This window comes from Streptomyces sp. NPDC001373 (genome assembly GCF_042895815.1).
Classification (GTDB): Bacteria; Actinomycetota; Actinomycetes; order Streptomycetales; family Streptomycetaceae; genus Streptomyces.
The window spans coordinates 319,404-333,287 of record NZ_JBIAWQ010000004.1; the positions used below are offsets into that span (position 1 = coordinate 319,404).

15 protein-coding genes and 1 riboswitch are annotated in these 13,884 nt (G+C 73.0%); of the genes, 7 read left to right on the forward strand and 8 right to left on the reverse strand.

The genetic code is table 11. From position 1 onward, the window contains the following. Nucleotides 1–142 precede the first annotated feature (142 nt). The 5 genes from ACFY15_RS12420 to ACFY15_RS12440 form a co-directional block, all read right to left on the reverse strand. Nucleotides 143–1,033 (reverse strand): hypothetical protein, encoded by an 891-nt coding sequence (locus ACFY15_RS12420; protein WP_390685701.1) that lies wholly within the window; start codon nucleotides 1,031–1,033, stop codon nucleotides 143–145. Between the two features lie 52 nt (nucleotides 1,034–1,085). Continuing rightward, nucleotides 1,086–2,000, reverse strand: a complete 915-nt coding sequence (gene metF / locus ACFY15_RS12425; protein WP_390685700.1) for a methylenetetrahydrofolate reductase [NAD(P)H] — start codon at nucleotides 1,998–2,000, stop codon at nucleotides 1,086–1,088. A 235-nt stretch (nucleotides 2,001–2,235) separates the two neighbouring features. After that, the gene (gene thiE / locus ACFY15_RS12430) at nucleotides 2,236–2,874 is read right to left on the reverse strand and encodes a thiamine phosphate synthase (RefSeq protein WP_390825451.1); all 639 of its coding nucleotides are present in this window, start codon (nucleotides 2,872–2,874) and stop codon (nucleotides 2,236–2,238) included. A 79-nt stretch (nucleotides 2,875–2,953) separates the two neighbouring features. Continuing rightward, nucleotides 2,954–3,319: an Rv2175c family DNA-binding protein gene (locus ACFY15_RS12435; RefSeq protein ID WP_267035306.1), complete on the reverse strand. Its 366-nt coding sequence runs from the start codon at nucleotides 3,317–3,319 to the stop codon at nucleotides 2,954–2,956. Nucleotides 3,320–3,467: 148 nt separating this feature from the next. Next, nucleotides 3,468–4,688, reverse strand: coding sequence for an NAD(P)/FAD-dependent oxidoreductase (locus ACFY15_RS12440; protein WP_390685698.1), 1,221 nt, complete (start codon nucleotides 4,686–4,688; stop codon nucleotides 3,468–3,470). Nucleotides 4,689–4,789: 101 nt separating this feature from the next. After that, nucleotides 4,790–4,902, forward strand: a riboswitch (TPP riboswitch). On the opposite strand from ACFY15_RS12440, the gene thiO reads away from it, so the two are divergent. From thiO to ACFY15_RS12470, 6 genes are all read left to right on the forward strand, one after another. Next, the gene (gene thiO, locus ACFY15_RS12445) at nucleotides 4,900–6,084 is read left to right on the forward strand and encodes a glycine oxidase ThiO (RefSeq protein ID WP_390685697.1); all 1,185 of its coding nucleotides are present in this window, start codon (nucleotides 4,900–4,902) and stop codon (nucleotides 6,082–6,084) included. (Overlaps the previous riboswitch by 3 nt.) After that, nucleotides 6,081–6,281 carry a sulfur carrier protein ThiS gene (thiS, locus tag ACFY15_RS12450; protein ID WP_390685696.1) on the forward strand — a complete coding sequence of 67 codons (201 nt, stop codon included), beginning with the start codon at nucleotides 6,081–6,083 and terminating at the stop codon, nucleotides 6,279–6,281. The genes thiO and thiS overlap by 4 nt, the downstream gene beginning before the upstream one ends. Before the next feature lie 5 nt (nucleotides 6,282–6,286). After that, nucleotides 6,287–7,081 (forward strand): thiazole synthase, encoded by a 795-nt coding sequence (locus ACFY15_RS12455; RefSeq protein ID WP_390685695.1) that lies wholly within the window; start codon nucleotides 6,287–6,289, stop codon nucleotides 7,079–7,081. Between the two features lie 119 nt (nucleotides 7,082–7,200). Further along, the gene (pknB, locus tag ACFY15_RS12460; protein WP_390825452.1) at nucleotides 7,201–9,114 is read left to right on the forward strand and encodes a Stk1 family PASTA domain-containing Ser/Thr kinase; all 1,914 of its coding nucleotides are present in this window, start codon (nucleotides 7,201–7,203) and stop codon (nucleotides 9,112–9,114) included. Between the two features lie 6 nt (nucleotides 9,115–9,120). Beyond that, nucleotides 9,121–9,981: a deoxyribonuclease IV gene (locus tag ACFY15_RS12465; RefSeq protein WP_390685693.1), complete on the forward strand. Its 861-nt coding sequence runs from the start codon at nucleotides 9,121–9,123 to the stop codon at nucleotides 9,979–9,981. Between the two features lie 100 nt (nucleotides 9,982–10,081). Further along, nucleotides 10,082–10,684, forward strand: coding sequence for a DUF4396 domain-containing protein (locus ACFY15_RS12470; RefSeq protein ID WP_390685692.1), 603 nt, complete (start codon nucleotides 10,082–10,084; stop codon nucleotides 10,682–10,684). A 6-nt stretch (nucleotides 10,685–10,690) separates the two neighbouring features. Here the strand turns inward: ACFY15_RS12470 and ACFY15_RS12475 are convergent, their stop codons facing one another. After that, entirely contained in the window at nucleotides 10,691–11,323 is a 633-nt protein-coding gene (locus tag ACFY15_RS12475; protein WP_390685691.1) for a sulfite oxidase-like oxidoreductase, read from the reverse strand. 172 nt (nucleotides 11,324–11,495) lie between these two features. On the opposite strand from ACFY15_RS12475, the gene bfr reads away from it, so the two are divergent. After that, the gene (bfr, locus tag ACFY15_RS12480; RefSeq protein ID WP_390685690.1) at nucleotides 11,496–11,975 is read left to right on the forward strand and encodes a bacterioferritin; all 480 of its coding nucleotides are present in this window, start codon (nucleotides 11,496–11,498) and stop codon (nucleotides 11,973–11,975) included. Nucleotides 11,976–12,011: 36 nt separating this feature from the next. Here the strand turns inward: bfr and ACFY15_RS12485 are convergent, their stop codons facing one another. Both ACFY15_RS12485 and ACFY15_RS12490 read right to left on the reverse strand, forming a co-directional pair. Then, on the reverse strand, nucleotides 12,012–12,278 hold the full coding sequence (locus ACFY15_RS12485) for a bacterioferritin-associated ferredoxin (RefSeq protein ID WP_390685689.1): 267 nt from the start codon (nucleotides 12,276–12,278) through the stop codon (nucleotides 12,012–12,014). 183 nt (nucleotides 12,279–12,461) lie between these two features. After that, the gene (locus tag ACFY15_RS12490; protein WP_390685688.1) at nucleotides 12,462–13,826 is read right to left on the reverse strand and encodes a class II 3-deoxy-7-phosphoheptulonate synthase; all 1,365 of its coding nucleotides are present in this window, start codon (nucleotides 13,824–13,826) and stop codon (nucleotides 12,462–12,464) included. Nucleotides 13,827–13,884: the final 58 nt, after the last annotated feature.

A 13,884-nucleotide genomic window follows, 5' to 3' on the forward strand; every position in this document is an offset into this window, starting at 1 on the left:
GCCCCCCCCGCCCCGGGGCCGGGGGCCCCCCGGCGGGCCGGCCGTAGCCGCGGGGGGCGCGCCCGGCGGGGCGCCCTTGCTCCCCGGGGTGGGGGGGGGGGGGGGCGGGGGGCGCCGCCCCCCCCCCCCCCCCCGTTCCACGTCAGTAGCGGTACTGCCCGTACTCGCCGTTGCCCTGGTACGGGTACCCCTGCGGCGGCTGCTGCTGCGGGTCCTGCTCCGGGTAGGGCTGCGGGGCCGCGTCTGTGGCGCGCTGCTGCGGGACCCAGACCCCGCCGGGCGGGGTGTCCATGGAGTACTGCTGCTGCGCCGGGTCGGTGTACTGCGGGTAGTCGTACGTCTGCCCCGGGGCGACCGCGCCGCCGGTGCCGATGTACGGGTCCGAGTAGGCGGCGTAGACCTGCTGTCCGCCCGCCGGGTAGCCGCCGGTGTAGTCGTATCCGCCCTGGCCCTGCCCGCCGTCGTGGTAGGCGGCCTGCTGTCCGCCGTCCTGCCCGTCCGCGGCGAACGGCGAGGCGAAGGCGGCGGTGGCGTCCGGCTGCTGGGGGGCGAAGCTCTGTATGCCGTACGAGCCGGTCTCCTCGGGCACCGGCTGCGGGGTGAAGACGTCGCGGTCGTCCTGGTCGTCCCGGCCGGCGGTGTCGTCGCGGGGGGAGGCGGGGCCCGGGGAGCCGTACTCCAGCCCGGTCACCTCCAGCGCGGGTTCGGGACGCGGCGCGGCGCCCCCGGAGCGGCGGCGTCTGGTCTTGCCCTCCGGTCGTGCGGGCTCGGCACCCCTGCCCCTGCGCAGGGCCCAGCCGGCGACGAAGCCCTTGCGGAAGGAGAGCGTCACCAGGGTCTGGCCGACGGCGAAGGCGAGAGCGCCGACGGCGATGACCAGTACCGACGGCAGCACGACCCCGGCCACGACGCCGAGGAACCCGGCGAAGGCGAGCAGGCGCCAGCGCAGCCGGGCCTTGTACTGCATCAGGACCTCGGCAAGCAGCCACAACGCGACGAAACCGAACGCGATGTAGAGGACCGTCATTCCCATGCAAGGCCCCTCTCGGTACGGCCGTACCGCGCGGGAAACGGGAGACGGCCGATCAGGCCCGCTGGTGCAGGCCCAGGTTCTCGTAGATCTCGAGGGTCGCCGTGGAATTGTTCAGCGTGATGAAGTGCAGTCCGGGTACACCTTCGGACAGCAGCCGCGCGCAGAACTCCGTGGCGAACTCGATGCCAATGGAGCGTACAGCGGCCGGATCGTCCTTGACGGCGAGCATGCGGTCTTTCACGGCGTCCGGGAAGGCCGCGTTGCTCAGCTGGGGCAGCCGGTCGAGCTGCTTGATGCCCACAACGGGCATGACCTCGGGGATGATCGGGGTCTCGCAGCCCGCCTTCCGGGCGCTGTCGCGCAGCCGCAGATAATTCTCCGGATCGAAGAACATCTGGGTGATGGCGTAGTCCGCACCCGCACGGCACTTGTCCACGAAGTGTCGGATGTCCGTGTCCCAGTCCTCCGAGCGCGGATGCATCTCGGGGAAGGCGGCGACGCCGACGCAGAAGTCGCCGGACTCCTTGAGCAGGCGCACGAGGTCGGCCGCGTAGTCCACACCCTCGGGGTGCTTGACCCAGGGGCCCATGGGGTCGCCCGGCGGGTCCCCGCGCAGCGCGAGCATGTTGCGGATGCCGGCGTCGGCGAACTGGCCGATCACGTGGCGCAGCTCGGCGACGGAGTGGTCTACGGCGGTGAGGTGCGCGACGGGGGTCAGGGTGGTGTCGGCGGCGATCTGCTCGGTGGCGCGGACGGTGCCGCCCCGGGTCGAGCCTCCGGCCCCGTACGTGACGGAGACGAAGCTCGGGGAGACCGCCTCGATCCGGCGGAGCGCGTTCCAGAGGTTGCGCTCGCCCTTCTCGGTCTTGGGAGCCCAGAACTCGAAGGAATACGAGGCTCCGGACGCGAGGAGGTCGCGGACCGTGTGTGCGCGGTCCGACCAGGTGGAAGCGGTACCAAGGGCCATACGGGCAGGTTAGACGCGCCCCGGCGGACGCCGAAGCGCTGTCCACCCATTGGACGGATTTTTGGACACCCCGGCGCGGGCTCCGGCCGGGCACGAGGTCCGCGCGAGCGGGGTGCGAGCACGGTGCGAGGGGGCCGCCGCCCGGGCCGGGTCGGGTCCGGGCGGAACGGGTCCGGGCGGGGCGGAACGGGTCCGGGCGGGGCGGGTCCGGGCGGGGCGGAACGGGTCCGGGGCCTCAGGCGAGGCGGGCGCGGACGCGCTTGGCCAGCTCGGCGGCGGCGGCACCGGGGTCGGAGGCCTCGGTGATGGCGCGGACGACGACGACGCGGGTGGCACCGGCGTCGAGGACCTCGTCCAGGTTGGCGGCGTCGATGCCGCCGATCGCGAACCAGGGGCGGGCCTGGTCCAGGGAGGCCGCGTGGCGGACGAGGTCCAGGCCGGGGGCGTGGCGGCCGGGCTTGGTGGGGGTGGGCCAGCAGGGGCCGGTGCAGAAGTAGTCCACGCCGGGTTCGGCGACGGCGGCGTCGACCTCGGACGCGGAGTGGCAGGAGCGCCCGATCAGGACGTCCCGGCCGAGGATCGCGCGGGCGGCGGGGACGGGGATGTCGCCCTGGCCCAGGTGCAGGACGTCGGAGCCGATGGCGTGCGCGACGTCGGCGCGGTCGTTGACCGCGAGGAGCTTGCCGTGCCGGCGGGCGGCCTCGGCGAAGACCCGGAGGTGTTCGAGTTCCTCGCCGGCCTCCATGCCCTTGTCGCGGAGCTGGACGACGTCCACCCCGCCGGCCAGGACGGCGTCGAGGAACTCGGGGAGGTCTCCCTGCCGCTTTCGGGCGTCCGTGCACAGGTAGAGCCGGGCGTCGGACAGCTGCTGCATGGGAGTACCCCCCTGGTGGTGGCGGTGTGCGGGCGGGCCGAGGCTACCCCGCCGGCCCGCACACCCGTGGATCAGCCGGTCAGAGGGCGAGCGCCTGGGCGCGGCGCTTCACCTCCGTGCCGCGATTCTCGCGCAGCGCCTGCACGGGGGTGCCGGGCAGGGTCGGATCCTCGGTGAAGAGCCACTCCAGCATCTCCTCGTCGGAGAAGCGGTCGTCGCGCAGCACCGTCAGCAGGCCGACGAGTCCCTTGACGACCTTGTCGCCGTCGATGAACTGGGCCGGAACCTGCAGGGCGCGGTTCTCGCCCCGGCGTACGGCGATCAGCTGCCCTTCCTTGACCATCTGGCGGACCCGGGTCACCTCGATGTCGAGCATCTCCGCGATGTCGGGGAGGTACAGCCAGGAGGGGACGAGGGCATCGATCTTTGCGTCAATCTCGGTCACGGGGACAAGCCTGCCACCTCGGCGGGGCACCCGGTACCCGGCCCCGTCCGTCCGGGTCCGTCCGCGTAGGCGGGGATCCGCCCGGATCGGGGTCCGCGTCCGGTTACGGCCCCGGCCGCGGAGCCGCGGGCCGGGCTCCGGGACCGTGTCAGACGGCGGCCGACTTCAGCGGTACGCCCGGGTCGGCGACCCTGGCCGGATCCACGGGGGCGCCCGACTCGATCAGCTTCCGCCCCTGGGCCAGGTCCCGGGGGCGGCCGACGGCCAGGACCGCGACGAGGGCGTTCCCGCGCAGCCAGCACACCGACCAGGTGTCGCCGTCCGGGTCGCCGCGCCACAGCAGGGTGTCGGCGCCGCCGTGGTGGCCGGCGTACTGCACGAAGCGGCCGAACTGCTCGGACCAGAAGTAGGGCACGGGGTCGTAGGCCTGTACGGCCTCCCCCGCGACGATGTTCGCCGCCACCGTGCGCGGGCCCTGGAGGGCGTTGTCCCAGTGGTGGACCAGCAGCCGGGTCCCGTAGCGGGCCGACGGGAAGGAGGAGCAGTCGCCGACGGCGTACACCCCGGGCAGGGAGGTGCGCAGGTGGGCGTCGGCGGTGACGGAGCCGTCGGGGCCCCGCTCGACGCCGCTGCCGTCCAGCCATTCGGTGGCGGGCCGGGCGCCGACGCCGACGACGACGGCCCCGGCGGGCAGCTCGCGGCCGTCCGCGAGGAGCACCCGGCCCTCCTCGATCCCGGCCACCCGGGCGCCGGTGAGCAGGGTGGCGCCGGCTCCGGCGTACCAGCGGGCCATGGGGGCGGCGACCTCGGCGGGCAGGGCCCCGGCGAGGACCCGGTCGGCCGCCTCGACCACGGTGACGGCGCAGCCGGCCTCGCGGGCGGCGGTGGCGAACTCGGCACCGATCCAGCCGGCCCCGACCACGACGGTGTCGGGGGCGGCGGCCAGGACCGGGCGCAGCCGGGCGGCGTCGTCGAGGGTGCGCAGCAGGTGGACGCCGGGGACGCCGTCGGTGCCGGGCAGGGTCAGGGGCGTGGCTCCGGTGGCCAGGACGAGGACCTCGTACGGGACCGGGCCGGTCTCGGTGTCCAGCTCGTGGTCGGCGGCGCGCAGGCCGGTGACCTCGACGCCCAGGCGGAGTGCGATGCCGAGGCCCTCGAAGTCGACGTCGAAGGCCGAGTCCTCGGCCTTGCCGAGCAGCACCGCCTTGGAAAGCGGCGGGCGGTCGTAGGGCTGGTGGGGTTCGGCGCCCAGCAGGGTCACGGGGCCGGTCCAGCCCTGTTCCCGCAGGGCCACCGCGGTCTGCACGCCGGCCATTCCGGCGCCGACGATCACGACACCGGGCTTCGTCTGTTCCGTCTGCTCACTCACACGGCCAGCCTAGCCACCTGACGGCCCGTCAGGAAACGGGGGGCGGGGTGCCACAGGGAGGCAGCCTTACCCGCCACCGGCCCCGGGGTTACGCTGGCCACCGTACCTATCGCGGGAGTCCGGGCGCACCGGGCTGAGAGGGAGGCTGGCCGGCCTCCGACCGTACGAACCTGATCCGGGTCATGCCGGCGAAGGGAGGGGCTGGACGCCCATGCACGCATCCGACAAGGGATCCGACCACCGGGGCTGCGACGTCCTCGTCATCGGTGGCGGGATCATCGGCCTGGTCACCGCCTGGCGGGCGGCCCGCAGCGGCCTGCGCACCGCGCTCGCCGACCCCGACCCCGGCGGCGGCGCCGCCCGGGTCGCGGCCGGCATGCTCGCCGCCGTCACCGAACTGCACTACGGCGAGGAGACCCTGCTGGGGCTCAACCTCGCCTCCGCTACCCGCTACCCGCAGTTCGCCGCCGAGCTCACCGAGGCCAGCGGCGGCATGGACCTCGGCTACCGCGCCTGCGGCACCCTGGCCGTCGCCCTCGACGCCGACGACCGCCTCCACCTGCGGGAACTGCACGCCCTCCAGCGCCGCTGCGGCCTGGAGTCCGAGTGGCTCACCGGCCGCGAGTGCCGCCGCCTGGAGCCGATGCTGGCCCCCGGGGTGCGCGGCGGGCTGCGCGTCGACGGGGACCACCAGGTGGACCCGCGCCGGCTCGCCGCCGCACTGCTGGCCGCCTGCGAGCGGGCCGGGGTGGAGATCCACCGGGCGGCCGCCCGCAGGCTGCTCGTCACCGCCGACCGGGCCTCGGGAGCGCTGCTCGACGACGGCACCGGGCTGCGCGCCGACCAGGTGGTCCTGGCCGCCGGCTCGCTCAGCGGCCGGCTGGAGGGCGTACCGGAGCAGGTGCTGCCCCCCGTACGGCCGGTCAAGGGGCAGGTCCTGCGGCTGGCCGTGCCGCCCGCCTACGCTCCGTTCCTGTCCCGGACGGTACGGGCCGTGGTGCGCGGCAGCCACGTCTACCTGGTCCCGCGCGAGAACGGCGAGCTCGTCGTCGGGGCCACCAGCGAGGAACTCGGCTGGGACACCACCGTCACCGCCGGCGGGGTCTACGAGCTGCTGCGCGACGCCCACGAACTGGTCCCGGGCATCACCGAGCTCCCCCTGACCGAGACCCGGGCCGGGCTGCGCCCGTGCACCCCCGACAACGCGCCGCTGCTGGGCCCCAGCGACCTGCCCGGGCTGCACCTGGCCACCGGCCACTACCGCAACGGGGTGCTGCTGACCCCGCTCACCGGCGACGTCATGGCGGAGCTGCTGACCACCGGCGCCGTGCCGGAGGTCGCCCGCCCCTTCAGCCCCCGCCGCTTCTCCTCCACGCGTCAGGAGTCCCTCGCATGACCATCTCCGTCAACGGCGAGCCGCGCGAGGTCGCGGCCGGCACCACCCTCGACACGGTGGTCGCCACCCTGACCACCGCCCCCTCCGGCGTGGCCGCCGCCCTCAACGAGACGGTCGTCCCTCGCGGACAGTGGCCGCGCACCGCGGTCGGCGACGGCGACCGGGTCGAGGTCCTCACCGCGGTCCAGGGAGGCTGAGCACCATGGCTGACGACCTGTTCACCCTGGGCGGCCGGACCTTCTCCTCCCGCCTGGTCATGGGCACGGGCGGCGCCCCGAGCCTGGAGGTCCTGGAACGCGCGCTGATCACCTCCGGCACCGAGCTGACGACGGTGGCCATGCGCCGCCTGGACCCGACGGTCCAGGGCTCCGTCCTGTCCGTCCTGTCCAAGCTGGGCATCGCGGTCCTCCCCAACACGGCGGGCTGCTTCACCGCCGGCGAGGCCGTGCTGACGGCCCGGCTGGCGCGGGAGGCCCTGGGCACGGACTGGATCAAGCTGGAGGTGGTCGCGGACGAGCGGACGCTGCTGCCGGACGGGGTCGAGCTGCTGGACGCGGCGGAGGTCCTGGTCGACGAGGGCTTCACCGTCCTCCCGTACACGAACGACGACCCGGTACTGGCGCGGAAGCTGGAGGACGTGGGCTGTGCGGCGATCATGCCGCTGGGCTCCCCCATCGGCTCCGGGATGGGCATCCGCAACCCGCACAACTTCGAGCTGATCGTGGAGCGGGCCGGGGTGCCGGTCATCCTGGACGCGGGCGCGGGGACGGCCTCGGACGCCGCGCTGGCGATGGAGCTCGGCTGCGCGGCGGTGATGCTGGCCTCCGCGGTGACCCGGGCGCAGGAGCCGGTGCTCATGGCGGCGGCCATGCGCGACGCCGTCTCGGCGGGCCGGCTGGCCCACCGCGCGGGCCGCATCCCCCAGCGCCGCTTCGCCGAGGCCTCGTCCCCCCTGGAGGGCCGCGCCGCCCTGGACCCGGAACGCCCGGCGTTCTGAGGGGCCCGGCCCTCACCCCCCGCCCACGCCCCCGCCCCCGCCCCCGCCCCCGTCACAGCTGCGCTGCAAGGCGTGGACACCCCGGCCGGGGGTGGCGGGGGCCCTCGTAGAATCGCCGGGTGGATACGACCCTGGATGACCCCCTCGTCGGGCGCGTGCTCGACGGCCGCTACCGCGTCGACGCCCGCATCGCCGCAGGCGGCATGGCGACGGTCTACCGGGCCCTCGACACCCGCCTCGACCGCGTCCTCGCGCTGAAGATCATGCACCCGGACCTGGCCGCCGACGCCGCCTTCGTCGACCGCTTCATCCGCGAGGCGAAGTCCGTGGCCCGCCTCGCGCACCCCAACGTCGTCGGCGTCTTCGACCAGGGCACGGACGGCCCCTACACGTACCTCGCCATGGAGTACGTCTCCGGCTGCACCCTGCGCGATGTCCTGCGCGAGCGCGGCGCGCTCCAGCCGCGGGCCGCGCTCGACATCCTCGAACCGGTCCTCGCCACCCTCGGCACCGCCCACCGCGCCGGCTTCGTCCACCGGGACATCAAGCCCGAGAACGTCCTGATCGGCGACGACGGCCGGGTCAAGGTCGCCGACTTCGGCCTCGTGCGCTCCGTGGACGCCGCCACCCACACCACCGGCTCCGTCCTCGGCACCGTCTCCTACCTCGCCCCCGAGCAGATCGAGGACGGTGTCTACGACGCCCGCGTGGACGTCTACGCCTGCGGCGTCGTGCTGTACGAGATGCTCACCGGCTCCAAGCCGCACACCGGCGGCACCCCCGCCCAGGTGCTGTTCCAGCACCTCAACGAGGACGTCCCGCCCCCGTCGGCAGCCGTCCCGGGGCTGCCCGCCGCGCTCGACGAGCTCGTCGCCCGGGCCACCGCCCGGAACCCCGACCTGCGCCCCGCGGACGCCGCCGCCCTGCTGGGCATGACCCGTGAGGCCCGGGCCCGTCTCGGCGAGGCCGAGCTGGACGCCGTACCGCCGCAGGCGCGGGCCGCCGAGCGGTCCTCCGCCGAGGACCGCACCGGCGTGATCCCGCGTCCGCTGGCGGGGCGGGCCGCCGAGCCCGTCCTGCACCACACCTCCCGACTGGAGCGGCCGCACGTTCCGGAGACCCCGGCGCCTGCGGCCCCCCGCCGGCAGCGCCGGGGCATGGTCCTCGTCATCGCGGGGATCCTGCTCGCCCTGGGCATCGGCACCGGCGCCTGGTACATCAACTCCGGCCAGTTCGCCAAGGTCCCGAACCTCCTCGGCAAGACGGAGGACCAGGCCAGGGCGGAGCTGTCCGCCGCCGGTCTCGGCGTCAAGAGGGTCGACCGGAAGTTCAGCGAGGCCTTCGAACGCGGCACGGTCATGAACTCCGACCCGGTCGGCGGCAAGCGGATCCGCGGCAACGGCGCGGTGACCCTCACCGTCTCCCGCGGCCCCGAGCTGGTCAGCGTGCCCGACCTGAAGGGCCGGCCGCTGGAGGAGGCCAAGGCCGAGCTGACGAAGGCGGGGCTGGCTCCCGGCATCGTCACCCAGGCCTTCAGCCAGGACGTGGCCCAGGGCTCGGTGATCGGCACCGACCCGGCCGGCGGCCAGAAGCGGGCCCCCGACACCGCCGTCTCCCTCCAGGTCAGCAAGGGCCGCCCGGTCCAGGTCCCGAACGTCACCGGCCAGTCGGCCGACCAGGCGCGGGCCGCGCTGGAGGCCCTCGGCCTGAAGGCGGAAACGGCCCCCGACCAGGTCAACTCCCCCGCGCCCGCCGGTACGGTCGCCAACCAGTCGCTCGGCGCGGGCACCCAGGCCGCCGCCGGGGACACGGTCACGCTGACCCTCTCCAAGGGCCCCCGGCCGGTCCAGGTCCCGAACGTGGCCGGCCAGGACGTGGACGCGGCCCGCAAGGCACTGGAGGCCCTGGGCTTCAAGGTGAAGGTGGAGCGGCCCTTCCTCTCCTTCAGCAGCACGGTGGACACCCAGTCGGTGCCCGCCGGGCAGAGCGTCCCCGAGGGCAGCACGATCACCATCAGGACCAAGGGGCTCTGAGCGCCGTTGTCACGCAATCTCGTGGGCGGGCACGTGCCCGTCGCCGGCGGGCTCGCCTCCGTGGGCCTCGCCTACGCCCGTGAGATGGGGGCCGAGGCCGTCCAGGTCTTCGTGGCCAACCCGCGCGGATGGGCCACCCCGACCGGGAACCCGGCGCAGGACGAGCTGTTCCGCGCGCGGTGCGCCGGGGAGTCGATCCCGGTCTACGTGCACGCCCCGTACCTGATCAACTTCGGCTCGCACACCGCCGCGACCGTCGAGAAGTCGGTGGAGTCCCTGCGGCACTCGCTGCGCCGGGGCCGGGAGATCGGTGCGCTCGGGGTGGTCGTGCACACCGGCTCGGCGACCGGGGGCCGCCCGCGCGAGGAGGCGTACGCGCAGGTCAGGGAGTACATGCTGCCGCTGCTGGACGACCTGGCGCACGAGGACGACCCCTTCCTGCTGCTGGAGTCCACGGCCGGCCAGGGCTCCTCGCTCTGCTCGCGCACCTGGGACTTCGGTCCGTACTTCGAGGCCCTCGACCACCACGAGAAGCTCGGCATCTGCCTGGACACCTGCCACATCTTCGCGGCGGGCCACGACCTGGCCGAGCCGGGCGGCACCAAGCAGACCCTGGACCTGCTGGTGGACACGGTCGGCGCGGGCCGGCTGAAGCTGATCCACGCCAACGACTCCAAGGAGGGCGTCGGCGCCCACAAGGACCGGCACGCCAACATCGGCCAGGGCCACATCGGCCGGGAGGCCTTCGCCGAGCTGTTCTCCCATCCCGAGACGGACGGCGTCCCGCTGATCATCGAGACGCCCGGCGGCAAGGAGGGGCACGCGGCGGACGTGGCCCTGCTGAAGGAGCTCCGCGAGCTGCACTGACCGCTTGCCCCCTCCTTGGGGAATACCCCTGGGGGGTATACGGTTCCACCAGTCGGCGGGACCGCCACCCGGCGTTCCGCCAGACCTCCAGGGGGTTGTCATGACGCAGGCGCACGAACCTCACGAGCACCAGACGCAGCACGAGAACCACGAGCACCACGCACACGCCCAGTACCAGGACCACGCGCAGCACGCCCAGCACCAGCAGCACGCCGATCACACCGATCACGCGCACCACGGCCACGCGCACACCCACGGCGGCGGCCCCGTCGGCTGGGGGATGGCGGCCAGGGCCACGCTGCACTGCCTGACCGGATGCGCCATCGGCGAGGTCCTCGGCATGATCGTCGGCACCGCCCTGGGCTGGGGGAACCTCCCGACGATGGTGCTGGCGATCGTCCTGGCGTTCTTCTTCGGCTACGCCCTCACCCTGCGCGGGATCCTGGCCGTCGGCGTGGACTTCCGCTCGGCCGTCCGGGTGGCGCTGGCCGCGGACACCCTCTCGATCGCCGTCATGGAGCTGATCGACAACGGCGTCATCGCCGTCTGGCCCGGAGCCATGGACGCCCACCTCTCGGAGGCGCTGTTCTGGATCGCCCTGGCGATCTCGCTGGCTCTCGCCTTCGTCGTGACCACACCGGTCAACAAGTGGATGATCGGCCGCGGCAAGGGCCACGCCGTCGTCCACCAGTACCACCACTGAGGGCGGTCACAGCTCCGGACCGTCGCCGGGCCCCTCCTGGTACGAGTAGCGCTGCTCGCGCCAGGGGTCGCCGATGTTGTGGTAGCCGCGCTCCTCCCAGAAGCCCCGGCGGTCGGCGGTCATGTACTCGATGCCCCGCACCCACTTGGGCCCCTTCCAGGCGTACAGGTGCGGGACCACCAGGCGCAGCGGGAAGCCGTGTTCGGCCGTGAGGGGTTCGCCGCCCATGTGGGTGGCGAACACGGTCCGGTCGGAGGCGAAGTCGGCCAGCCGCATGTTGGAGCTGAAGCCGTACTCGGCCCAGACCATCACATGCGTGGCCTGCGGGGCCGGAGGGGCCAGGGCGAGGATGTCGCGGGCCATCACCCCGCCCCACTCGGCGCCCAGCATGCTGAACTTGGTGACGCAGTGCAGGTCGGCCACCACCGAGTCGAACGGCAGCGCCGCGAACTCCTCGTGGTTCCAGCAGTGCTTCTCGCCGTCGGCCGTCGCCCCGAAGACGCGGAACTCCCAGCGGTCCGGCTTGAACCTGGGCACGGGACCGTAGTGGGTGACGGGCCAGCCCCTCTGCAGCCTCTGCCCCGGAGGAAGCTCCAGTTGCTCTGCTCCCGGAGATTCCCGGCTTTCCGGCTGACCCATGTCTCCATGGTGACAGACGTGGCGGGGTGGTCACGACCAGGTACGAGCCGAAACGGGCAAGTCGCGGTAACTCCCACTAAGGAGGCACTTACTGGACGCCCCCCTACGGCGGTGCAAAGATGCGCGCACTGCCCCGTCACCTAGCTGACACTGCCTGGAAGGAGCCTCTGCGATGCAGGGCGACCCCGAGGTCCTCGAGTTTCTGAACGAGCAGCTGACCGGCGAGCTCACGGCCATCAACCAGTACTGGCTGCACTACCGCATCCAGGACAACAAGGGGTGGACGAAGCTCGCCGACTACACCCGTGCCGAGTCCATGGACGAGATGAAGCACGCGGACAAGCTCACCGAGCGCATCCTGATGCTCGACGGGCTCCCGAACTACCAGCGGCTCTTCCACGTGCGGGTCGGCCAGACCCTGACGGAGATGTTCCAGGCGGACCGGCAGGTCGAGGTGGAGGCGATCGACCGCCTCAGGCGGGGCATCGAGGTCATGCGCGGCAAGGGGGACGTCACCTCGGCGCGGCTCTTCGAGGAGATCCTGGAGGACGAGGAGCACCACATCGACTACCTCGACACCCAGCTGGAACTGATCGAGAGCATCGGCGAGCCGCTCTACATCGCCCAGCAGATCGAGCAGCCGGAGAGCTGAGGACGGACGGAGCCGGGCCCGGCGGACGCCCGGAGGCTAGGCCGCGTCGGCCAGGACGGGCTGCGCGGCCTCGGGGGCCGGGCGGGGGGCGGAGGCGAGGACGGCCGCCGTGTCGCCCTTCTCCAGCAGCTGCCGGCGCGGGCACGCGCCACGGCCCAGGAGGCCCTGGATGGTCCGCACGCAGGCGCCGCAGTCGGTGCCCGCCTTGGTGACCGAGGCGATCTGGCGGGGGGTGCAGGCCCCGGCGGCCGCGTGTTCCTTGACCTGCCTGTCGGTGACCCCGAAGCAAGAGCAGACGTACACGCGGTTCACCTCCCTGAGCGGAATGGTTCTTGCAGCCATCCCCGGTGCGGTGAGGCTTACCTAACCGTACCTGAAGTTAGGGTTGCCTAAAAGACCTGGGAACGCGGATGGGGCGCGGATCACATCGATCCGCGCCCCATCCTCACCGGGCCCCTCCCAGCGGGTGGCCGGGGGAGCTGCCGCCTACTGGTCGCGGTACATCTCCGCCACCAGGAACGCCAGGTCCAGGGACTGGCTGCGGTTGAGACGCGGGTCGCAGGCCGTCTCGTAGCGCTGGTGCAGGTCGTCGACGAAGATCTCGTCGCCGCCGCCCACGCACTCGGTGACATCGTCGCCGGTGAGCTCGACGTGGATGCCGCCCGGGTGGGTACCCAGCGCCTTGTGGACCTCGAAGAAGCCCTTGACCTCGTCGAGCACGTCGTCGAAACGGCGCGTCTTGTGGCCGGAGGCCGCCTCGAAGGTGTTGCCGTGCATCGGGTCGGTGACCCAGGCGACGGTCGCACCGGACGCGGTGACCTTCTCGACCAGCTCGGGGAGCTTGTCGCGGACCTTGTCGGCACCCATGCGCACGACGAAGGTCAGCCGGCCCGGCTCGCGCTCGGGGTCCAGGCGGTCGATGTACGTCAGCGCCTCGTCCACCGTGGTGGTCGGGCCGAGCTTGATGCCGATCGGGTTGGCGATCTGCGAGCAGAACTCGATGTGCGCGTGGTCCAGCTGGCGGGTGCGCTCACCGACCCAGACCATGTGGCCGGAGGTGTCGTACAGCTTGCCGGTGCGGGAGTCCGTACGGGTGAGGGCGCCCTCGTAGTCGAGCAGCAGGGCCTCGTGCGAGGAGTAGAACTCCACCGCCTTGAACTCGGCCGGGTCGGTGCCACAGGCCTTCATGAAGTTCAGCGCGTTGTCGATCTCCCGCGCGAGCTGCTCGTAGCGCTGACCGGACGGGGAGGACTTCACGAAGTCCTGGTTCCAGGCGTGCACCTGGCGCAGGTCGGCGTAACCGCCGGTGGTGAAGGCGCGCACCAGGTTCAGCGTGGAGGCCGACGCGTGGTACATGCGCTTGAGGCGCTCGGGGTCCGGGACGCGGGCCTCTTCGGTGAAGGCGAAGCCGTTGACGGAGTCGCCGCGGTAGGTCGGCAGGGTCACGCCGTCGCGGGTCTCGGTGTCCTTGGAGCGCGGCTTGGAGTACTGGCCCGCGATGCGGCCGACCTTGACGACGGGCACGGAGGCCGCATACGTCAGGACAGCGCTCATCTGGAGCAGGGTCTTCAGCTTGGCGCGGATGTGGTCGGCGGAGACGGCGTCGAAGGCCTCGGCGCAGTCGCCGCCCTGCAGCAGGAACGCCTCGCCCTTGGCGACGGCTCCCAGGCGGGCGCGCAGCTGGTCGCACTCGCCCGCGAAGACGAGCGGAGGATACGACTCGAGGTCCGCGACGACAGCGCGCAGGGCCTCGGCATCGGGGTACGAAGGCTGCTGCGCCGCGGGAAGGTCTCGCCAGGTCGCCTTGGCGGCGAGGGCGTGGTTTTCAGCGTTCACGGTCACCTCGTACACATTACGGCGTCATTCGCCGTGTCCGGCCGGACGCCCACCTGGTGAGACGGTGTCGTTC